Genomic DNA, 22,276 nt, shown 5'->3' on the forward strand with positions numbered 1-22,276 from the left:
TGCCGGAAGCCTATCGCAAACGACTGAGAACCAGTAACAGCATAGAACGACTCAACGAAGAGCTACGTCGTAGGGAACGCGTTATACGGATATTCCCCAATGATGACAGTCTTATCCGACTGATGGGAGCAGTTCTGATGGAGCACCATGAAAAATGGTTGACCGGCAAAAAGTATTTCATAATGGATCGCTACTTTGATGAGAGAGAAACAGCAAGAAAAGAAGCGTTAGCAGAACGAGCAGCATACCTGCATGTTGTCACCTGATTCATGCAGATACCGGAAGACAATTTACACCAACTTTTTGGACTTGACTGTAAGTTTAATGTTTTTAATATTGGTTCTGATCATGACGAATTATCTATAAAAGAGTTAGCAGAAAAATATCTGTTTATTGGTAAAAACAAATTTAATTACTCTGGCTCTATTAATTATGCAATTCATTCTGACAAAGAGTATTTGATTGATAACCCTAACAGACGTTGCCCTGATATCAGTAAAGCAAGAAGAATATTAAATTATAATCCTGCTGTGCGTTTAGAAGAAGGATTAACCAGATATCTTGAATACTTAAATTCTGCCGATAGAGAGGAATATGAGTGGTAATAAAAAGATTGTTGGCGTATTCGATGATAAAGGAGTTTCTATGGAACATAATGTTTTCGTTTTTGGATTAGGTTTTGTGGGCTTAACAACGGCACTGTCTTTAGCTGATAGGGGTCATAAAGTATATGGATATGATGCTGATGAAAGTAAAAGAAATTTGATAAGTACATTGCAAATTCCATTTCATGAACCAGGGTTAAAAGAAGCATTAGAAAGGAATTTGGGTAGATCTTTCTTTTGTCCAAACGATACAACTGACTTAGTAAAGGCAGACTCCATTTTTATTTGTGTAGGTACTCCGAGTGATGATGAAGGCAATGCGGATTTAAGTGCAATTTTTTCTGTTATTGATGAAATAAGTGCACAAGATTTCGACAATAATTTTCGTGTTGTTGTTATTAAATCAACTGTGCCACCTTCATCCACAGCAGTTCAGATTAGTGAGTATATGCATGAAAAAGGTATACTTGGCAAAGATAATTTTGGTCTAGCTAATAATCCAGAATTCTTACGTGAAGGACACTGTTGGTATGATGCAAATAATGTTGATAGAATTGTTTGTGGTGTATGTGACAGTAGATCAGAAAATTTATTAAGATCACTTTATTCTGTATTTAATACAGAACTTCATTTTGTTTCCCTGAATACTGCAGAATTTATTAAATATCTATCCAATACTTTGCTGGCAACTATGATAAGTTATGCAAATGAAATGTCAATTGTTGCGGATCATATAGGTGATGTTGAAATAAAAAAAGCTTTTGAAATAATTCATACGGACGGCAGATGGAGAACTAATCAAATGAAATCTTATGTTTACCCGGGATGTGGTTTTGGAGGTTATTGTCTTCCCAAGGATATAAAAGCTTTATCAATGACTGCAAAAAATAAGGGTTATAACCCACAAATACTTAACAGTGTAATAGAAGTAAATGAGAACATTATAGACTATCATGTAAAAAAGATTATTGCAGAATTATCGAAAAACAAAAAAATAGGTATAATTGGACTAGCATTTAAACCTGGTTCGGACGATGTAAGAAGTAGTAAATCTGCAGTATTGATAAACAAAATAATTGATGCTGGTTATACTGAAGTATTTGCTCATGATCCTATTAGCATTGAAAATTTTAGAGCAACATATAATAATTTGTCTGGTGTGCAATACATACACTCTCTGGAAGATATATGCAAAATCGTTGATGTTCTTGTTATTGCAACTGCATGGCCAGAATATTTAGGTGTAAAAAAAATAGTGTCTGAAAATGTTAGAGTTATTGATTTAAGATATGCAATAGATTGATTTAGGTGAAAATATGAAGATTAGTGTGATAATGCTCAGTCATAACCGTGAAGAGTTTGTTGCAGAAGCAATAAGATCAGTTCTTAAGCAAACTTATAAAGATTTTGAATTCATCATTATTGATAATGGATCAAAAGATGATACGATAAGAATAGTTAAGACCTTTTCTGAACAAGATTCACGAATAAAAGCAAGATATTTAGAAAAAAATATGGGCATTAGTTATGGCAGAAATATAGGTTTAGACATGGCATCAGGAGAGTATGTTGCATTTATAGATGACGATGATATTGCTTATCCAGAGATGCTTTTCTTTTTAAATTCTCTTGTAGAACAAAATAATTCAGATATTGCATTTTGTGGATCAGAGCAGCTTGTTAACGGTCATATAAAGGATTATTATGTTTTCAAAGAAAACTTTCTTTTTTCACCAGAAGACGCTGTTATTGAATTATTAAAGCGAGAAAAACTTAATACCGCAATGCCTACAAAAATAATAAGAAGAGCTTTGTTTGAACAATTCAGATTTGAAAATGATGCAAAATATGATGATATAAGAGTAGGATATAAATATTTTGCAAATGCAAATTCTATTTCTGCACTTGGCATACCTCAATATTGTTTTAGAAAACATAATCGTAATAATTCTGCCTTTACAATGGATGATAAGCTCATTACTCCTTCGCTATTGAGAGAATATTTTGACGCATTCAGGCAAAGATCAATATATTTAGAACAGACAATGCCTTCAATCAGTGATTTTGTTTATTATTGCGAATTATCATTTATGCTATCTATGTACAATAAAATAGTAAAAAATGACTTGAATGAGTGCCATAATGAAAAAAGATATATTGAACAAGTAATTTATAATTCAAAAAGTGATTTGATCACATCACGATATATAAAAGATTTTGAAATTAAATGGATTAATGATTATTTTGAGATAAGGTGATAAAAGAAGGTCGATAAAATGAATATACTTGTTTTAGGCGGGACAGGAGCTATAGGCTCTCATTTAGTAAAAATACTCAATGAAACTTCCAATAATGTTGTTGTTACTTCGCGAAAAGATAGATCCGGTAACGATACAATTCAGTATGTTAAAGGGGATGCAAAAAATTTATCTTTTTTAACTTCTTTACTTGAAAAAAAGTGGGACATTATTGTTGATTTTATGAATTATAAGACAATTGAATTTGCAGAACGTATTGATTTAATCCTTAACTCTGCAAAACAATACTTTTTTTTGAGTTCTGCCAGAGTTTATGATAACTTCAAGCCAATTAATGAAAAATCCTCCAGACTTTTAAATTCAAGTCATGATAGTATATTTTTATCTTCAGATGAATATGCTCTGGCAAAGGCTCGGCAAGAGAATATTTTATTTTCTTCGCCAAATAAAAATTGGGTTATTATCAGACCATATATAACTTATAGTGAAAAAAGGTTACAATTAGGCAATCTAGAGAAGGAAGAATGGTTATACAGAGCATTAAAGCGTAGAACAATAGTTTTTTCTTCAGATATGATGAAAAAAATGACCACAATGACATATGGACAGGATGTGGCCAGAAGTATATATAAATTGTTTGGCAATACCAAAATTCAAGGCAATACCATTCAAATATCTAATGTTATGACTTGCAACTGGCAAGAAATTCTTGATATATATCTTGATGTCTTTGAAGAATGTATGGGTTTTAGACCAAATGTATTATTACAGAATACGCCAGATTATTTAAAATGGAATCGTAACAAATATCAAATTATATATGACAGAATGTTTGATAGAACTTTTGATAATGCTAAATTGAAACAGTATATAGATGTTGATACTTTTAAAAATTGGAAATGTGGACTAAAGGAATGTCTGAGTAATTTTTTATTAAATCCAGAATTTTATAGAATTGATTGGAAAAAAGAAGCAATTAAAGATGCGTATGCCAATGAAAAAACGAAATTAAAAGAAATATCTGGATATAAAAATAAATTTGAATATTTAAAGTATAGATATTTTAGATCTGCTGACAGATAATTTGCTAAAAGGCAAATGTAGAAGGAAAAGAAAATGAAAGAATATAATTATACCAATGAAAAAAATATTTTGATGCTTATTGCTTTATTGAAAAAAAGCAATATCAAAAAAGTTATTGTGTCGCCTGGTGCTACGAATGTTACTTTTGTAAGAAGTATTCAAAGTGATCCTCATTTTGAATTATATTCTTGTGTAGATGAGCGCTCAGCAGCATATATGGCCTGTGGTTTAGCCTATGAGGCTGGAGAACCAGTTGTTTTGAGTTGTACCGGTGCAACAGCCTCGAGAAATTATTTGCCAGGTTTAACAGAGGCTTTTTACCGTAAATTACCTGTCATTGCTATAACTTCTACCCAAGACATAGAAAAAGTGGGACATCTTGTTCCTCAAGTTATTGATCGCAGTATAATGCCTAAGGATGTAGTAAAAATTAGCGTAAATCTGCCTTTTATAAAAGATTCAATTGATTTTTGGAATTGTGAAATTAATATAAATAGAACACTTTTTGAATTAAAAAGGAATGGTGGAGGCCCCGTTCACATAAATTTGGCTACCAGATATTCTTGTGAATATGATACAAAAAATTTACCTGATGTTCGTTTGATTCAGAGAATAACCTTGTTTGACAGATATCCTGAAATGCCTAAAGGTAAAATTGCTGTACTAGTAGGCTCACACAAGAGGATGTCTGCAGAAGAGACTCAAGTTATTGATGATTTTTGTATGTTTAACAATGCTGTTGTACTCTGTGATCATACGAGCAGTTATAAAGGAAATTATAGGGTTTTACACTCTATAAGCTCCTCCCAACGAAAAAAGAAAAATTTGAATTTGCGCCCGGATCTTATTATTCACATAGGAGAGGTAACTGGTGATTATTCATTGAATAGTATTGTTGGTGCAGCTGTTTGGAGAGTAAATATTGATGGTGAAATAAAAGATACTTTTGGCAAATTACAATATGTTTTTGAAATGCCGGAAAAAAATTTTTTTGAACACTACTCAAAAGGAAAAAATGATAAAAAAGAGCAATACTATCTTGAATGGTGTGAATATATTTCTTTGTTAAACAGTGTTATTCCAGATATTCCTTTTTCAAATTTATGGATTGCAAAAAAATTACATTCAAAAATTGAATATAAGGCAACAATTCATTTTGCCATTCTAAACAGTTTACGTTCGTGGAATTTTTTTGAGTTGAATAAAAAAGTTGAAAGTATCTCTAATGTTGGTGGATTTGGCATAGATGGCTGTATTTCTACTTTGATTGGAGCATCTTTATCGGATGAAAATAAAATTTATTATGTAATAACAGGAGATTTAGCATTCTTTTATGACATGAATTCTATAGGCAACCGCCATATAACTAGTAATGTTAGGATATTACTAGTTAATAATGGAATTGGCACTGAGTTTAAAAACTATAATCACTTAGCGTCTCGTTTCGATGAGATAACAGATCCATTTATAGCAGCCAAGGGACATTTCGGTAATAAATCTGAAAATTTAGTAAAAAATTATTGCGAAAATTTAGGATATACTTATATGTGTGCGAAAAGCAAATCTGATTTTGAAGAAGTGTATAGTCAGTTTATTTGTGAAGCGTTGACGGATAAACCAATTATTTTTGAAGTTTTTACTGATAGTGAAGAGGAAAGTAAGGCCTTGGAGTTGATTACAAATATAGTCTTTTAGCATTTTCAGATAAAAGCCTTTATGATTAAAGGGTTCAGTGCAATAGAATAATAGGATGTAGGAAAGAAAAAATGAAAAAAATTTTGATTTATGGACACGGAGGCTCATACAATCATGGTGCTGAAGCGATTGTGAAATGTACGATCGATTTTTTTCGTGAACAGTTTCCAGACAGTGAATTTTTGTTATCATCTCATTTTAAAAATCAGGACATTGAATTTGAAGTTGCAGCCGATCTTATTTTGGCCAGAAATGAACATTTTGTTTTTTTAGATAAAAAATCAAATTTGCCAGGTTATTACAACAATGATATATATGCTGATACACTAAATTCAATTGAGGAAAATATGATTTGTTTGTCTTCTGGAGGCGATAATTATTGCTATAACAATTGGCATAGATGGGAAACGATTCACAAAACTGCTTTGAAGAAAAAAGCAATAAGTATTTTATGGAGTTGTTCAATAGATTCTCATTTGATTACCAAAGAAATGATTGAAGTTTTAAAAGAACATCACCTAATAACTGCGAGAGAGTCTATAACTTATAATGCATTAAAAAGTTTAGGTTTAAATAATGTTGTTCAGTGTTCAGATATTGCTTTTAATTTGAAACCTAGCAAAGTAAGTATTCCTGAAGGTTTTTTGATTGATCAAACTTTTGCTATAAATATCAGTCCATTATTGGTTCGTAGGGAATTGATTCAAGGCTGTGTATTGAAAGAAATAGACAAAGTAATAGATTGGTTGCTAAATAATACAAAATTTAGTATAGCTCTTATACCACATGTTGTTATGCCAATGGATAACGACTATTCAGTATTAGAAAAAATCAAGCATAAATATAAGGATAAGAGAGTTTGTCTAATATCAGATAAATATAGTGCTTCAGAGTATAAATATTTGATATCTAAATGCAAAGCGGGAATTTTTGCAAGAACACATGCGGCAATTGCAGCGTATTCAAGTGGGGTGCCTGCTTTGGCCTTGGGTTATTCTGCAAAGGCCAAAGGAATTGCCAGAGACTTATTGACAGAAAAATATGTGATGCCTGTAGAAAAAATTCAAAACAATGGTGGTATGCTAGAATTCACTAAAATGTTATTAGAAAACAATGATAAAATCAGAGATAACCTAGCAAATATGTTGCCTGAATATATTGCCAAATCAAGGATAAATATCTTTGATTATATAAGCATTTGAAGAGGAGAAAGTATATGCAATCACATTTTGAAGTAATACAACAAATTTTACCACTTCTCGAGACAATGGAAAAAGCACTTGATCATGCTTGCGAGAAAATTGATGAATCTCAACATGAAGCTGCGATTTGTATGATTGAAGACATAATTGAAGGTGCCGGAAGCATAAATAGCGCTTTGTTGCCTATAATTAATGATCTTGAAGAAAAGGGAAATGATTTATCAGACGTAAAAGAGATTACAAATGATTTAGTTTCGGCTTTGCAAATGGCAGTAAAATATTATGGAGAGCAGAATTTAAATGATCTAGGTTTGCAAATTAAAAATGTAATTAAAATTTCGTTTGACAGCTGGAAGATTATACTAGAGGTTAACCTTAGGAGTTTGATTATTTCTTAACAAATATTCTTATTCGCAAAGGAGAATTATGCAAGGGAAAAATGTAAATATTAATGATTTATATGATTTCAACAAATTAAAAAAATTTATCGAAGATTGCTCTTTAGAAGAACTGATACTTTTTTCTTATGAGTATAATAAAATTAAATTAAAGTTGCCAGAGGCATCTGCAGAAAACATCAAAAAATATGCATATAAAACAGGGGCAGGACTTTTTTGCAATGATTTAACTGGTCCGGCTTTTGTTTTAAATACCATATATGATCTTAAAACAAATATCAAAGAATACGATTTGCTTTACAATATGCTTCAGGATAATATTTCTAAAAAAACATTAATTTCATATATGTTGTTCAGAATATTTGTAGATAAAAAATACATTAAAGATTGTTATATTGGATCTACTCAATATTTTGACTTAGTACTTTTTCCTACAGAAAAAGATGAAGTTTTTGTAGACGGAGGATGTTTCGACGGTAAAGATAGCGAAAATTTTATTAAATTGTATGGTCATGATTATAAAACTATTTATACTTACGAACCTTCAGTGGAAAATTACAATAACGTTGTTGAAAGACTTGCAAATCAATCACGTGTAATTAATAGAAATTTCGGTATTTCAGACAAAACTGAATCAAAATTTTTTACTAGCTATATGCCGGAGTCAGCTAATAGAGTGCACGATAACTGGGGAGACATAGAAATAAAAGTTACAACAATAGATGATGATATCAAAGAAAAAATAACTTTTCTTAAATTAGACATTGAGGGCTATGAAAAACAGGGGATTGAAGGAGCAAAAGAGCATATAAAAAATGACAATCCCAAAATGGCTTTATGTCTTTATCATACAGTTGAGGATATATGGAAAATTCCTCGAATGATATCAGAAATTAGTTCTGACTATTATTATAATATTAGACAACATGATAAGGATCAACCTTGGGAACTGGTTCTGTACTGTACACCTAAACGTTTGGCAAATAAGGATAGTAATCTTACTGAAATCAAATGGGCTGATATTGATAAGCTGATAAAAAGCATAGATAAAACTTTTTCTATGATAAAGCAACAAATAGCAATGCCAAAAACCAACTATAGTGTTTTATCGAGCTTTACAAAAAGCATAATGTCGGGGCTGAGTGCTGCAAATAATAATTTTAAATTAGTGGATGAAGACGATGCGCATAAAGCTGCAGTTAGATATCGAGATGTTGAAGATAAATTACTACAATTAAAAATATTATTTGCACAAAATAAACACGATAGTGCTGATATATTGCTTGAAGAAATAATGTCATTGTATTCAGAATGGAAGCAGGCAACAAAAAAATCATGCAATAGGTAGTACTAATTATTTATTGCAGGATAATCACTAAGTTCATTATTGTAAATAAAATGTCTGGTTTGTAACATAACCGGACATTTTTGTTTAACAAATTAAAGATATTTTCAGAAGCGACGATAATATAATCAGGTGATAAACTGATATCATTTTGATACAGTGATATAATGAAAAAAGAAGTATAATCAAATTGAATATAAAACAAGGAGTGAACAAAATGTCAGTTAACAATATGAGCTCTATGCTCAGAATAAGTGGTATTTCTTCCGGTCTGGATACAGCATCGATGGTACAAAGCCTGATGAAGATAGAACAACTTCGTGTTGATCAGGTTATGCGACAAAAAATTAAAATGGAATGGGCAAAAGAAGCCAGAACTGATGTTAATAAAAAACTGACTGATTTAAGAAATTCTTATGCCAGCGTTCTTTCCCCGACTAATCTTAATTCGCCAAGTGCGTTTAAGGCAAATAAGGTGGAGATGATCACAAATTCCAATGCTGTCAGCATTACGGTAAATAGTGATGCCAATGTGGGATCGTACACAATTAACAGTATAAGTCAGCTTGCTTCGGCTGCTACTGCTGAAAGTGACGGTAGAGTTAGTGCGTCAGCTCTTAACAGAAATACAGCATTGAAAGATCTGGCATTGGATACTGCTTTAGAGTTTGATGAAAATGATGAAATTTCTTTCAAGATTAATGATGAGACTTTTACTTTCAAGAATACAGATTCGCTGGGCAAAATGATGACTACCATTAATAACAGTGAAGCTGGGGTGACCATGACCTACAGTGCAATCAGTGGTGGTTTTAAGCTCGAATCCAAAACCATTGGTGCCGGATCTGAAATGACATTGGAAAATATAAGCGGAAATGCTTTTGGTAATAGTGCTGGAGAGGTCAATGCATTTGGTATTACCGCAGAGTCAATTCAGGCAGGCAAAAATGCAATTCTTAGTATTAATGGCTATGATGTTGAACAAACAAGTAATCGTTTTACTCTAGATGGGATAACTTTTAATCTCATAGCCGAAACTGACACTCCGGTAATGTTTAAGATCAGCCAAGATATTGACAGTGTTGTCGACAAAATAAAATCTTTCGTTGAAGACTATAATAAAGTAATAGACGAGCTTTCAGGGAAGCTTAGTGAAAAAATAAATTATAATTATGAGCCTCTGACTGATGAACAGAAAGAGGCAATGACTGAGAAGGAAATTGAAAAATGGGAAGATCTGGCTAAAAGTGGCTTGATGAGAAATGATAGACAGTTAAATAATATGCTTTCTACAATGCGCAGTGCTATTTATGAGTCGGTAGAAGGCGTTGGCAAAAGTTTATTTGACGTTGGAATAAAAACAGGCAGTTGGATGGAAGGCGGTAAGCTGGTAATTGACGAGAACAAACTTAGAACAGCTCTATCCAATAATCCTGATGAAGTAGCTGCTATTTTTACCCAGACATCAACATCATCTAATCCTGCTACTAAGCGTGCTGAGACGGGCTTTATGCCCAAAATAGCTGCTGCTATTAGTGAATACACTTCAAGTTATAACTCTATTAAGGCAACTGAGGATATAGGTAAGGTTGCTTCACGTATTGCTCAATTACAAGAAGCCATGTATGCCAAGGAGGAAACCTATTGGGCAAGATTTACTTCGATGGAAACGGCCTTGGGTACATTAAACTCACAAAGTAGCTGGCTGACACAACAGCTGGCTCTATGGTGATAACTGGATTTATAAATATTTAATTATGCTTTAATAGTTTTCACCATACGATTAATTTGCTTTTTACAATTAAGGAGTGTCTAATTATATGTATACAAATCAGGCTTATAATCAGTATCGAAACCAAAGTGTTCTGACTGCAGGTCCAGGCGAATTGGTTCTGATGTTATATGACGGATGTCTTAAGCAAATTAGGATGGCAAGACTTGCCATTTCAGAAGATATGAACGAAGCAAGACATACGGCTTTGGTAAAGGCTCAGAGTATCATTACGGAATTAATGGCCACATTAGATTTCGATTATGAGATTTCCAGTTCACTATATTCTTTGTACGACTATTTCCAGAGTGAGTTGGTCGCCGCTAATATTGAAAAGAAGCCTGAACATTTGGACAATGTAGAATCAATGATGAGCGATCTGAGGAATACTTGGGAACAAGTTATAAAGCAGCAAAAAACAGGAAGTAATGAAGCAAGTGTTTAATAGTTGAGAGGAGGGACTCGGTTATGACTGTCAATATGCAAAATCAGCTAAAAGTTTTGCACGAGCTGATTGATCAGATTAATCGCAGGTTAGATATGATACTGGGTCTCACTGAGGCTATGAGTGAGGCTCTGGAAAAAGATGATATTGAAAGCTTTGAAGAATTAATTGCCAAGCGCCAGGATCTTATGGATAATATAGACGATCTCAATAGAGAGGTTCGAAAGATAAGATTAGCTATGGATATTAATCTTGAAAATAGTAATCAGTCAGCCCCTCTTGATACTCTTTTGACCAAGAGACAACAGTTGCTTGCTGACATACAGCAGAAAGATTCTGTGAACAGGGAAGCAGCTTTGTTAAGAAATGAACAGTATAAAGCGGTTCTACGAGAAGTAAAGAAACAGCGTGATGTTCAACAGTATGATAGAGATAGTTTAACTCAGGAAAGCCATTTCATTGATACTAAGGGCTGATTTCCTGACCAGGAGAGGAGGGGAACAACTATGCCTAGAATTGATGCAATAGCAAGTATAAGCAGTGATACAGTCATTCAACCGTCGGCCGAGCGCAATCGTAAGGGCTCACAGCATAATGAAGTTTTCTCCCGTCAGGTACAGGAACAAAGTCAGGATGTATGGCAGGAATATATGGGAGAATTGCAAGAACGCATTTTTTCCCAAGGCTCAAGACTTGCTGAAAAGATGGATCTGAGTGAATTATATAAATATCGGAATTTAATTACCGAATTTTTCCACGAAACAGTTGATCATGGTTTTTCTTTCGATTCTGAGTCTTCTTTTAATGCCAGAAGCAGAAATAAAGTTTTTTCCACGGTGAAGACTGTAAATGAGGAAATAGATAAAATTGCGAGGCAGCTTGTCAGTGATCAGCAAAACCAGCTAGATATACTGGAAAGAATAGATACAATAAGAGGGCTAATTCTTGATATGTTCATTTAAATTTGTAGAAAAAAAACGGCTTTTATGAGATAATGCCGATGCTGTATAAAAAAAAATCAGCTAAGGCATATCTTTTTTGTTTTTTTAGTAAAGTTATTATGAGTTTTCGACGATAGCACTATATGACCGGCTTTCCGGCAATGCAGATTATAATTAATGGGGGCATAAAAATGAAAACAGTTTTAATAGTAGACGATGCCGCATTTATGCGGGTTACCATCAAGAATATGTTGGAAAAAAACGGATATTCTGTTGTTGGTGAGGCAGAAAATGGCAAGGTTGCTGTTGTCAAATATAATGAGTTAAAACCAGATATTGTTACTCTGGATATAGCTATGCCTGAAATGGATGGACTTGCTGCACTTAAAGCGATTATGCAGATTAACAGTGATGCAAAAATTGTTATGATGACCGCTATGGGACAGCAGGGAATGGTAAAAGAGGCTGTTATGTCTGGTGCGAAAGGATTTATCGTAAAACCATTTAAGGAAGAAACCGTTATCGCCGCTCTGGCAAAATTGTAAGCAGGTGAAATCATGGCAAATATGAATGCAGATCCGTTGCTCGAGGCTTTCTTATACGAGAGTAATAGCCTACTGGAAAAAGCAGAACTAATTCTAGTTGATTGTGAAGCACGTCGGCAGTTCGATGAAGAAGCAATAAATGAGATATTTCGCGTTATGCATACTATCAAAGGCTCTTCGGCTATGATGGAGTATGGAATGCTGTCTAAAACAGCACATAAGGTCGAAGATCTCTTTTTCTATATCCGGGACAAAGATCCAGATCTGGATTTTTTAAGGCTTAGTGATATTGTTCTGGCTGTCCTTGATGCAATGAAAGCAGAAATTGAGAGAATTGAAGCTGGCGAAGATGCTTCAATGGATGCCAGCGATACCGTCAATCAAATTGAAAAGTATCTGGACGATTTGAAAAATGAAGCTGCAGGAATTTCTGCTTCTACAGATGAAGTAATTGATGTATCTGCAGAAAATGATGCGACAAAAAGCATTCAAAATGAACAAACTGCAAACTTGTCGTCTGTTAATGAGTCAAAGACTGAAGATACAAAAATTATCCCCCCCATATTTTCTAACGGTCTTGTTCAAATAAGCTATGCAAGAGGTATTACAAATACTGCTGAAAGTGTTGCTGAAAACGAATTGGATTATGATTATCAGGTCTGGATGAGTTTTGACGAAAATTGCCAGATGGAAAATCTTAGAGCTTTCACAGCAGTAACCAGATTAGAAGAAGTTGCTCGAATTTTGAGTCAGGATCCTATTGATCTTGATGCCGATGATATTGCAACCCCCTATATACATGATAACGGTTTTACAGTATGGCTTGATACTCGTATGGGGCCTGAAGAACTTGTACAGTATCTTGAATCAAATGTTTTGTATGTAAAAACTGTAGAAGTATATGAGCCTGTCGAAAAACAGATCAAGGCACAAGCTCCAGATATTTCAGATGGGGCAAGTTTAGTGTCAGATATTTCTTCAAAGTCATTATCAGCTGAAGAACGAGATATGATGCCTGATCAAGATATGGACGAACAGACTAAAAAGCTTATGGGACAGGAACCAGGGACAGAAACAAAGACTGCAGATGGCAGTATTGCCTCTTCAGATGTTGTCAGTTCTACTCCGAACGGCAATTTATCTACCAGCGGTGGCGATAGTAAAGTTGCAGGTGTCAGAAGTCTTGCCAAGCAGAATTTTATTAGTGTCAATGTAAGTAAGCTGGATACTCTGATGAATATAGTTGGTGAACTTGTTATATCAGAAATGATGGTCATTAATCATCCTGAGATTAGCAAACTTACAGAAAATTTAAAAGGCTTTGAAAAAGCTACTAATCAGCTTAAAAAAATAACCTCGGAGTTGCAGGATATCGTTATGTCAATCAGGATGGTTCCGATTGGCGGTACTTTCCAGAGTATGCAGAGAATAGTACGTGATATGAGCCGCAAGTTAAATAAGCAGGTTATGCTTAAAATCAGTGGGGAAGAAACTGAAGTTGATAAGAATGTAATTGACTCAATATCCGATCCTTTGATGCATCTTATTCGCAATTCTCTTGATCATGGACTTGAATCCGCTGAAGTGAGAGCAAAAACGGGAAAACCAGAAGTGGGGACAATTTTCCTTGAGGCTCGTACAGAGGGTGGAGATGTTTGGCTGACGATCAGAGATGATGGACGGGGAATGAATCGTGAAAATATCATTGCTAAGGCAAGAGCAAATGGTTTAATAGACAATGACGGCAAAGATTTAAGTGACAGAGAAGTTTGGAATTTTGTGCTTCAACCTGGTTTTTCTACAAAGGAAGAGGTTACAGAATTTTCTGGCCGTGGCGTAGGTATGGACGTTGTCACCAAAAATCTTGAAAAAATCGGCGGTAAGCTTTCTATAGATAGTGAACCAGGCAAAGGAACAGCTTTTCAGATAAAAATCCCTCTGACTTTGGCCATTATAGATGGTATGGAAATAACGGTCAGTGACAAAAGATATACAATACCTATCACCCTTATTCGTGAAGCTTTCAGGATGCGTAATGAAAAATTGATTGTTGACTCAGATGGTAACGAGTTAATTATGATTCGTGGTAAAAGTCATGAGGTTATCAGGCTGCACAGAACTTTTGGGATAGATGATGCTGTCACTGAGCTAAGTGAAGGTATTTTACTGGTTGTTGAGCATGAAAGCCGGTCGGTTTGTATTTTTGCAGATCAGCTTGTAGGCGAACATCAGGTAGTTGTTAAGCCGGTACCTATTTATCTTGGGCATATTGAAGGGGTTACAGGCTGTACAATTTTGGGAGATGGAACAATCAGTCTGATTCTGGATATAAACGGTCTTGTTGATCGTAAACGCAAAGAAGGAGGTAAATAATATGCAGGAAGATAAAAGTATGGAAAGACTGATGGATGAGGATAGTATGCAGGGTAAATTTCTGACCTTTAATTTGGGTGAGGAAACTTATGGCATTGAAATAAGATATGTAACTGAGATAATTGGCATGCAGTCAATAACTGAGGTTCCTGATATGCCTTCCTATCTGCGTGGAATTATTAATCTGCGCGGCAAAATTATTCCTGTACTCGATATGAGAGCGCGCTTCAAAAAACCTTTACAGGAGTACCACGATAGAACTTGTATAATTGTTGTTGATATCAGAGAAGTATCTGTGGGGTTAATCGTTGATAATGTTTCAGAGGTTCTGAATATTGATGATGCTAATATTGAACTTCCGCCTGATGGTCGAACTGGTTTTAGCAATCGCTTTATCAACGGAATTGGAAAGGTAGGGGAAGATGTCAAGTTGCTCATAGACTGTGAAAGAATCCTTACACGTGAAGAATACGGAGCATTGCTTGATAGTTAGAAATAATACTTTAAGTTATAAAATAGGTTTATATGATTCGAGTTATAAGCCACCTTTAACCCGAATCAATTAAATAATATACTGCTTAGTCATTAGGAAGAATGTTTTTTTGAAATCAAGGGGAGGACCACCATGTCGCGACATAAGTTTTCTATTAAATTTAAAAGCATAAAATCAAGATTAATGACAATGATAGCTCTTTTGGTTGCTTTATCCTGTTTGAGCTTAACCGCTGTAAGTTACTTACTTGCAAGAAATGCTATGTATACGCAGATTGACTCATCATTGTCTGCTCAAACCCATCAAACAAGTAGGATTATTGAAGAAAGAATTGCTGGATACTGGGCAGGTCTTGAGGCTGTAACTTCTAACGATGAATTCAGAGATCTGACAGCAAATTGGGGACGCGTAAGACAATTAATTAACCAGTTCGCCCATCAAAGTGGGCATTTGTATTCGTATGTGGCAGATGCCGATGGTGTAGGCTTTACGTCTGACGGAACCAGAATTTATATAGGTGATCGTGAATATTTTGATATTGCAATGACGGGTCGGAATGTTGTATCGGATCCTCTTATAAGCAAGGCTAATGGTCAATTAAATGTGTTTTTTGTTGTGCCTATTTTCGACAATGTAGGTAATGTTGTCGGTGTATTAGGTGCTGCCAGAACTGCTGCAGAGCTTAGTGTGATTGTATCCGACATCACTATAGGTGATACTGGCTATGCATATTTGCTTAATCAGCGTGGCGATATAATCGGTCATTTGCAGCAAGAACTAGTTACTAATGGACAGAATAATATTGAATCAGGACCATCTGAATTCGCTTCAGCACAAATGATAGCCATGGAAGAACGTATGGTTAAGCAAGAAACTTTTAATACAGAATATACTTTTAACAATACTGTATATACAGCTTCTGCACGTCCCATTACTACTACCGGTTGGTCTCTTGCTGTGGTAGCACCAAAAAATGAGCTTTTCGGTAGCGTAGATACTCTGGGTGTTGTTTCTATAATTCTGGCATTTGTTTTTATAGCAATCAGTCTCATTATAACTTTCCTTATTGCTAAAAGTGTTAGTGCCCCGATTGAAGTTACTGCGCGTGACATTTCTGCTCTTGGAGAAGGAAATACTGAACGAGACGTGGCTGATCATTTCCTGACCAGAGAAGATGAGATTGGTCGTCTGGCGCAGGCTACTCAAAGTATAACTGATAGTTTGCGCGAAAAAACAAAAGCGATGAAACAGATAGCCGCTGGAAATCTTGATGTGAAAATTGATTCAAGATCAGATAAGGACGAACTGTCAAGAAGTGTTTTGCGTGTTGTTAACCGTTTGAACACTCTTGTACAGGAAACCAATGGTCTTACTGCTGAGGCAGCGAAAGGCAATTTACAGGTGCGTGGTAATGCACAAAGATTTGAAGGTGCATATAAAAATATAATTTCCGGTGTTAATGAAACACTTGATGCAATTACAATACCGCTTGCAGAGGCTGACGAAGTCTTAAGCAGAATTTCCAAGAGTGACGTTACAGTCGGTATGACAGGTGAGTATAAAGGCGACTTTGAAAAACTTGCTGCTCAGATTAATCTGGTAAGAAAAGTATTCACATATGTTCAAAATTCTTGTATAGCAGTTGCTGAGGGAGATTTTTCCTCATTGCCTAATCTGTATGAAAAATTAGCGGTTGCTGATGAGAATAATAAACTTCTGCCTTCAATTGTAAATATGATGGAGAATGTTTCCAATATGGGTAAAGCTGCCAGTTCGATTGCAGGAGCAGCAAAAGAAGGACGTCTTGATTATCAGGTAGAGGTATCAGGTTATAAGGGCGTATATGCTGACGTAGTGACAACACTTAATGATGCTTTGAAAGCAATGGCAGCGCCATTAAAAGAAATCAAAGGTGTTCTATCTTCAATGGCAGATGGCGATCTTACAGACAGAATGGAAGGCGCCTATGAAGGCGAATATCAGGTGATCAGTGAGTCGATCAATAAAACGATTGACTCAATGAATGCAATTCTGGTTGATATTGCGAAGACTGCAGACGAGGTTGCTGCTGGTTCTATTCAGATTTCTAACGGTAGTATTACTTTATCTCAGGGTGCTACTGAGCAGGCTAGTTCGGTAGAAGAATTATCTGCTTCCATAACTGAAGTGACAAGTGCTACAAAATCCAATGCCTCACATGCACGTTCCGCCAGTGATTTATCTATGCAAGCCAGAGATGCTGCCTTGCAGGGAAATGGACAAATGGAACAAATGCAAATGGCTATGAAGGATATTGATACAGCTTCAGCAAATATAGGCAAAATTATTAAAGTTATTGATGATATAGCTTTCCAGACTAATATTCTGGCTTTAAATGCTGCTGTTGAAGCTGCCAGAGCAGGACAACATGGAAGAGGTTTTGCCGTTGTCGCTGAAGAGGTCAGAAATCTGGCTATGCGTAGTGCTGAGGCTGCTAAGGAAACAACTTCTTATATTGAAAGTACTCTTAAGAAAGTAAAAACTGGTAATAAGATTGCAGATGATACTGCTGAATCATTGAAACAGATTGTTAATAGTATTGATGAAACTGCCAAGCTGGTTGGTGACATAGCAAATGCATCCAATGAACAAGCAGGTGGCTTGAATCAAATTATGCAGGGCATAGATCAGGTATCGAATGTTGTGCAAAATAATAGTGCTACATCAGAAGAAAGTGCAGCCGCCAGCGAAGCATTGAAAAATCAGGCTAATTCACTCAATGAAGCAATTAGTCAATTTAGGCTTGATATTGAAAACGCTGGAAAGCAAATTGTTTCGAAGTCAGAGTACCAGGATAATTTGTCTGAAGATTTTAAAGATTCAGACAATATTTTAGGAGATAAGATTGAAAATAATGATAATATCTCTGAAGATGCGGAAACAGAAGCCCGTTTGAATGATGATTCAGAAGTTCCGGTTGAGGATAAGATAAATTCAAATTCAGAAGAATCTGATAAAACTGGTACGACATTTGTAAATGGGCAAAAATATGATCCGGGTTTTTCTGAGTCAGGAACAAAAGCTGTAACAGCTGAGTCTTTTGGATTAGATGAATAGTATAGTATACTTCGAATAGGTGCCGGGTCTTTTGGACTCGGCAAATATTTGTTGAGAGGGATAAAAATGCAGTTAAATCCGGTAGAATTTGATACTTTGGTAAAATATATCAAAGATAATGTAGGCATACACATGGGTAAAGAAAAAAAAGTTCTTCTTGAAGGACGACTTAACATGGTCGTTCGTCAGAGAGGATATAAGAAGTATGCAGATTATCTTGAAGCATTGAAAAAAGATCATAGTGGTGATATGCACAGAGAATTTGTTGAACGCATTACCACAAATCATACCTTTTTTATGAGAGAAAAAGATCATTTTGATTTTATAAAACAAAAAATGTTACCGGATATGAAAACCTGGGTTAAAAATAAAGAAATAAGAGGCTGGAGTGCCGGTTGTTCATCAGGAGAAGAACCATACACTTTAGCAATGACTTTTTCCGATGCTCTGGGAATGGACAAACACAACTGGCGTATCCAGCTTTTGGCGACAGATATTTCAAATAGAATTCTGCTAAAAGCTTCGGCTGGTATTTATGAAGAGGAACAAGTTGCAGATGTACCTCCAGAGTGGAAAAGAAGATATTTTCATAATCCAGATGAAAACAGGCAGTATCAAGTTAATCACCAGATTAAAGATATGATTCTTTTTCGTAGTTTTAATTTGATGAATACTTTTCCCTTTAAGAAAAAATTTCATTTTATTTTCTGTAGAAATGTTATGATATATTTTGACGAACCGACGCGTCAGATTTTGGTAAAAAAGTATTTTGAGGCTTTAGAGCCAGGAGGTTACTTTTTTATCAGTCATTCTGAGACATTAGGGCGTAATTTACAAGGGTTTGAATATATAAGCCCTTCTATTTATCGTAAACCGGTGCTGGCGTAAGGAGAAAATGAAATGCTAAAAAATAAAATTAAGGTCGTAGTAATAGATGATTCGGCTTTCTTTAGGCAGGCTATGAAGACTCATCTTGGTCAGGATGCAGCTTTGGAAGTTGTTGGCGAAGCTCCTGATGCTGATTCTGCTATACATGTTATTGAAAGAACTGATCCTGATGTTATTACACTAGATGTTGAAATGCCCGGGATGAGTGGCATAGAGTTTTTGAAAAAAGTTATGCCTCGTTTTGATATCCCGGTAGTTGTTGTTAGTTCAGCAAATAATATAGTCTTTGATGCCCTAAGTGCAGGTGCGGTTGATTTTGTTGCTAAACCTGATGCTAAAATGGGTATGGGCTATGGTGTGTTTATCAATGACCTTAAGATCAAAATAAAAATATCTTCTACCGCTAATAGAAAAGCTGCAGGCAAGGTTTCTGCAATTAATAGGGCGGGAATAGCTGGTCAAAAAATTATTTCTTCGCAAGGAAGTACTACCAGTTCTGCTTCTGCAAATGTAATTGCTATGGGAGCTTCAACTGGTGGAACTGAAGCTTTGTATGAAATTATTAAGGCTTTGCCTGTTGATATGCCAGGTATTGTAGTAGTTCAGCATATGCCTCCTGTTTTCACACAAATGTATGCACAAAGGTTAAATCAGTCCTGTGCACTTGAAGTAAAAGAAGCCCAGGATCATGACGTTCTTATACCGGGAAGGGTATTGATTGCTCCCGGTGACTTCCATATGAGGCTTCGCAAAAATGGCGATAGTTATTACGTAAGTTGTCAAAAAGGAGAACGCGTAAGTGGACATTGTCCTTCTGTGGATGTTTTATTTGATTCTGTTGCTGCTTCAGCCGGCAAATCATCTCTTGGTGTAATTCTCACAGGGATGGGTGCTGACGGGGCTAAAGGCCTTTTAGCAATGCATCAGAAGGGAGCCAGAACTATAGGTCAGAATGAACAATCTTGTGTTGTTTATGGCATGCCTAAGGTCGCATATGAGCTGGGTGCAGTTGATCGACAAATGCCCGTAGCAGCTATTGCGGATGCACTCATAAAAATGACAAAAAAATAAAACTTTTGAAAGGATTTCAGATGCAGTCAGATACCAGCTTTGAAGCAGAGAAAATAGAACATATTGATTCTTTTGACAACAAAATATCTGATTTCGAGCAGGTCGAGCAGGCACTGCGCGAAAGCCATCGGGCATTGCGTAGTTCAAGACAAGAAACAAAAGATATGATTGAGCGTTATCTTCTTTTAACAGAGGCTGCTCAAGATGCTTTGTGGGACTGGGAAGCATCCACTAATAGCTTCTTTGTTTCTGACAGACTATATGAGATGCTTGGTTATTCAAAAGAGGAGTATGATCTTTGTAGTAAGGATTTACTTGACCTAATTCACCCGGACGATATAAATAGTGGTACTGATGGACAGCTTTTTTTCGAGTGTATTGATAACGGAGTAGGTAGTTTTTGCAATGAACAAAGGTTATTGATGCGATCAGGAGAATATAAATGGTTTGTTGTTAGAGGAAAGACTATTTTTGATGAGGACGGCAACATTGTTCGCAGAGCAGGTTCGCTGACGGATATTACTGAGCGAAAGCTTTATGAAGCAGAGATTCGGCAACTAGCATATTATGACAGCTTGACAGGACTTCCTAACCGAACTTATGTAATGCATGAGCTTTTGCCAGCTGTAAAAAAAAGAATTCCTGATTCAGAATATAGAGCTCTGCTTTTTATCGATGTTGATAATTTTTAATATATCAATGATCATCATGGACACGATGTAGGTGATAATCTGTTACTTGCTGTTACAAGAAGGTTGAAATTGCTTACAGGACCGGAAACAGTTCTAGCCAGGACGGGTGGAGATGAATTTGTTCTTTTTCAGTCTGCTGGAAAATCCCTGGCTCATGTTGACGGATTAGCTGAATCAATTATTCAGATATTTGCTGAACCTTTTGATTATGATTCAAATTATTATTATATTACGGCAAGTGTAGGTATTGCTGTATATCCTGATGATGGTGAAACAATAGATACACTTATCAAACATGCCGAGCTGGCAATGTATCAGGCTAAGGACGCCGGCAAAAATGCATGTAGGTTGTTTGATCGGAACATGGTGGATAAAATGAGTGAAAGAGTGGTTATGGATAAACACCTCAGAGATGCAATTCGCAATCATGAATTTTATCTTCATTATCAACCTCAATTTGATGTTAAAACTGGCTGCATAAAAGGCTTTGAGGCATTACTGCGTTGGGAAAGTCCAATTTATGGTTCTGTTTCCCCAAACCGGTTCATTCCTGTTGCAGAAGACAGCGGCTTGATTATAGAAATAGGACAATGGGTTTTGGATGAGGTTTTTGCTTTTGCGGCAAGTATACAGCATTTAGGATTATGTGTTTCCTGTAATATTTCAGCAATTCAATTGCAGCAAAGTTTTTTTGTTGATGAAGTGATTGCACTTTTTGAGCATTATCAGTTAAATCGAGGCAGTGTTGCTCTGGAGATAACTGAAAGCTGCCTGCTTGATTCGTTTGAACAAAGCAAACAAAAATTAGAATATCTTCAAAAACAGGGTCTTCTTATTTTTCTGGATGATTTTGGTACTGGTTATTCTTCGCTTACTTATCTCAAAAATCTGCCAATAAATATGGTTAAGATTGATAAGTCTTTTATTGATGAAATCGTTGAAAATGTAACGGATAGAAGAATAGTACAGGCAATTGTATCTCTGGCAATGGAAATAGGGCTGGATGTTGTGGTCGAAGGTGTTGAAACTAAATCGCAGTATAATTATATTTCTGAAAGTAGTTGCCAATATGTTCAGGGCTATCTTATTAGTCGCCCTGTTCCTGAAAAAGAGGCACTTGCTTTACTTGATCAAAACTTTGATTATCTGATTTGAACAAAATTTTTATTATAGGAATAGATTATCTGAGAAGTTGATATTTTAGATAATCTCTTTTGTGCGTCTGTATTTTGTGGAATTTTCTATTATATTACACAATAAATATATCCTTTTAGTGTCATTGATTTGTCAAAGCAAAAGGTTTTTTATGGATTATAAAAATAGCAAATGATAGAATAATCATGTATGGACATTTTAAATAAAACTAAATGAGGGA

At 35.3% G+C, this 22,276-nt stretch carries 18 protein-coding genes and 2 pseudogenes; all 20 read left to right on the forward strand.

Annotation, left to right across the window (positions count from 1 at the left end; all coding sequences use genetic code 11):
• Window positions 1–266, forward strand: a 266-nt coding sequence (locus AC0KSB_RS07175; protein WP_472307316.1) for a transposase, incomplete at its 5' end; no start/stop codon positions are given.
• A 3-nt stretch (window positions 267–269) separates the two neighbouring features.
• A complete protein-coding gene (locus AC0KSB_RS07180; RefSeq protein ID WP_472307757.1) occupies window positions 270–605 on the forward strand; it encodes a hypothetical protein in 336 nt (111 codons plus the stop codon).
• Window positions 595–1,908: a UDP-glucose dehydrogenase family protein gene (locus AC0KSB_RS07185; RefSeq protein ID WP_472307759.1), complete on the forward strand. Its 1,314-nt coding sequence runs from the start codon at window positions 595–597 to the stop codon at window positions 1,906–1,908. The genes AC0KSB_RS07180 and AC0KSB_RS07185 overlap by 11 nt, the downstream gene beginning before the upstream one ends.
• Window positions 1,909–1,921: 13 nt before the next feature.
• Window positions 1,922–2,863, forward strand: coding sequence for a glycosyltransferase family 2 protein (locus AC0KSB_RS07190; RefSeq protein ID WP_472307761.1), 942 nt, complete (start codon window positions 1,922–1,924; stop codon window positions 2,861–2,863).
• A gap of 18 nt (window positions 2,864–2,881) precedes the next feature.
• Window positions 2,882–3,946, forward strand: a complete 1,065-nt coding sequence (locus AC0KSB_RS07195; RefSeq protein ID WP_472307763.1) for an NAD-dependent epimerase/dehydratase family protein — start codon at window positions 2,882–2,884, stop codon at window positions 3,944–3,946.
• Window positions 3,947–3,979: 33 nt separating this feature from the next.
• Window positions 3,980–5,641 carry a thiamine pyrophosphate-binding protein gene (locus AC0KSB_RS07200; RefSeq protein WP_472307765.1) on the forward strand — a complete coding sequence of 554 codons (1,662 nt, stop codon included), beginning with the start codon at window positions 3,980–3,982 and terminating at the stop codon, window positions 5,639–5,641.
• A gap of 71 nt (window positions 5,642–5,712) precedes the next feature.
• Entirely contained in the window at window positions 5,713–6,843 is a 1,131-nt protein-coding gene (locus tag AC0KSB_RS07205) for a polysaccharide pyruvyl transferase family protein (protein WP_472307767.1), read from the forward strand.
• Between the two features lie 14 nt (window positions 6,844–6,857).
• A complete protein-coding gene (locus AC0KSB_RS07210) occupies window positions 6,858–7,241 on the forward strand; it encodes a DUF8042 domain-containing protein (protein ID WP_472307769.1) in 384 nt (127 codons plus the stop codon).
• 28 nt (window positions 7,242–7,269) lie between these two features.
• Window positions 7,270–8,589 carry an FkbM family methyltransferase gene (locus tag AC0KSB_RS07215; RefSeq protein WP_472307771.1) on the forward strand — a complete coding sequence of 440 codons (1,320 nt, stop codon included), beginning with the start codon at window positions 7,270–7,272 and terminating at the stop codon, window positions 8,587–8,589.
• Between the two features lie 214 nt (window positions 8,590–8,803).
• Complete coding sequence (gene fliD, locus AC0KSB_RS07220) at window positions 8,804–10,318, forward strand: flagellar filament capping protein FliD (protein WP_472307773.1); 1,515 nt, start codon at window positions 8,804–8,806, stop codon at window positions 10,316–10,318.
• Window positions 10,319–10,406: 88 nt separating this feature from the next.
• Entirely contained in the window at window positions 10,407–10,802 is a 396-nt protein-coding gene (gene fliS, locus AC0KSB_RS07225; protein ID WP_472307775.1) for a flagellar export chaperone FliS, read from the forward strand.
• Between the two features lie 23 nt (window positions 10,803–10,825).
• Entirely contained in the window at window positions 10,826–11,278 is a 453-nt protein-coding gene (locus AC0KSB_RS07230) for a hypothetical protein (protein WP_472307777.1), read from the forward strand.
• A 30-nt stretch (window positions 11,279–11,308) separates the two neighbouring features.
• The gene (locus AC0KSB_RS07235) at window positions 11,309–11,764 is read left to right on the forward strand and encodes a YaaR family protein (RefSeq protein WP_472307779.1); all 456 of its coding nucleotides are present in this window, start codon (window positions 11,309–11,311) and stop codon (window positions 11,762–11,764) included.
• 170 nt (window positions 11,765–11,934) lie between these two features.
• Entirely contained in the window at window positions 11,935–12,288 is a 354-nt protein-coding gene (locus tag AC0KSB_RS07240) for a response regulator (RefSeq protein ID WP_472307781.1), read from the forward strand.
• Between the two features lie 12 nt (window positions 12,289–12,300).
• Window positions 12,301–14,661: a chemotaxis protein CheW gene (locus AC0KSB_RS07245; protein WP_472307783.1), complete on the forward strand. Its 2,361-nt coding sequence runs from the start codon at window positions 12,301–12,303 to the stop codon at window positions 14,659–14,661.
• Window position 14,662: 1 nt separating this feature from the next.
• Window positions 14,663–15,154 (forward strand): chemotaxis protein CheW, encoded by a 492-nt coding sequence (locus AC0KSB_RS07250; RefSeq protein WP_472307785.1) that lies wholly within the window; start codon window positions 14,663–14,665, stop codon window positions 15,152–15,154.
• Between the two features lie 132 nt (window positions 15,155–15,286).
• Window positions 15,287–17,912: pseudogene (locus AC0KSB_RS07255) on the forward strand (methyl-accepting chemotaxis protein); the annotation flags it as partial.
• Between the two features lie 404 nt (window positions 17,913–18,316).
• Window positions 18,317–19,138, forward strand: a complete 822-nt coding sequence (locus tag AC0KSB_RS07260; RefSeq protein WP_472307787.1) for a CheR family methyltransferase — start codon at window positions 18,317–18,319, stop codon at window positions 19,136–19,138.
• Window positions 19,139–19,150: 12 nt separating this feature from the next.
• Window positions 19,151–20,209: a protein-glutamate methylesterase/protein-glutamine glutaminase gene (locus AC0KSB_RS07265; protein ID WP_472307788.1), complete on the forward strand. Its 1,059-nt coding sequence runs from the start codon at window positions 19,151–19,153 to the stop codon at window positions 20,207–20,209.
• Window positions 20,210–20,373: 164 nt separating this feature from the next.
• Window positions 20,374–22,056: pseudogene (locus tag AC0KSB_RS07270) on the forward strand (putative bifunctional diguanylate cyclase/phosphodiesterase).
• The last annotated feature ends 220 nt before the right edge of the window (window positions 22,057–22,276 follow it).

The organism is Ercella succinigenes (assembly GCF_900002895.1).

Coding starts and splice junctions, on each gene's coding strand:
- AC0KSB_RS07215 (WP_472307771.1), top strand. CDS start 7,270: ATGCAAGGGAAAAATGTAAATATTAATGATTTATATGATTTCAACAAA.
- fliS (WP_472307775.1), top strand. CDS start 10,407: ATGTATACAAATCAGGCTTATAATCAGTATCGAAACCAAAGTGTTCTG.
- AC0KSB_RS07245 (WP_472307783.1), top strand. CDS start 12,301: ATGGCAAATATGAATGCAGATCCGTTGCTCGAGGCTTTCTTATACGAG.
- AC0KSB_RS07190 (WP_472307761.1), top strand. CDS start 1,922: ATGAAGATTAGTGTGATAATGCTCAGTCATAACCGTGAAGAGTTTGTT.
- AC0KSB_RS07185 (WP_472307759.1), top strand. CDS start 595: ATGAGTGGTAATAAAAAGATTGTTGGCGTATTCGATGATAAAGGAGTT.
- fliD (WP_472307773.1), top strand. CDS start 8,804: ATGTCAGTTAACAATATGAGCTCTATGCTCAGAATAAGTGGTATTTCT.
- AC0KSB_RS07200 (WP_472307765.1), top strand. CDS start 3,980: ATGAAAGAATATAATTATACCAATGAAAAAAATATTTTGATGCTTATT.
- AC0KSB_RS07205 (WP_472307767.1), top strand. CDS start 5,713: ATGAAAAAAATTTTGATTTATGGACACGGAGGCTCATACAATCATGGT.
- AC0KSB_RS07210 (WP_472307769.1), top strand. CDS start 6,858: ATGCAATCACATTTTGAAGTAATACAACAAATTTTACCACTTCTCGAG.
- AC0KSB_RS07180 (WP_472307757.1), top strand. CDS start 270: ATGCAGATACCGGAAGACAATTTACACCAACTTTTTGGACTTGACTGT.
- AC0KSB_RS07235 (WP_472307779.1), top strand. CDS start 11,309: ATGCCTAGAATTGATGCAATAGCAAGTATAAGCAGTGATACAGTCATT.
- AC0KSB_RS07260 (WP_472307787.1), top strand. CDS start 18,317: ATGCAGTTAAATCCGGTAGAATTTGATACTTTGGTAAAATATATCAAA.
- AC0KSB_RS07195 (WP_472307763.1), top strand. CDS start 2,882: ATGAATATACTTGTTTTAGGCGGGACAGGAGCTATAGGCTCTCATTTA.
- AC0KSB_RS07240 (WP_472307781.1), top strand. CDS start 11,935: ATGAAAACAGTTTTAATAGTAGACGATGCCGCATTTATGCGGGTTACC.
- AC0KSB_RS07265 (WP_472307788.1), top strand. CDS start 19,151: ATGCTAAAAAATAAAATTAAGGTCGTAGTAATAGATGATTCGGCTTTC.
- AC0KSB_RS07230 (WP_472307777.1), top strand. CDS start 10,826: ATGACTGTCAATATGCAAAATCAGCTAAAAGTTTTGCACGAGCTGATT.
- AC0KSB_RS07250 (WP_472307785.1), top strand. CDS start 14,663: ATGCAGGAAGATAAAAGTATGGAAAGACTGATGGATGAGGATAGTATG.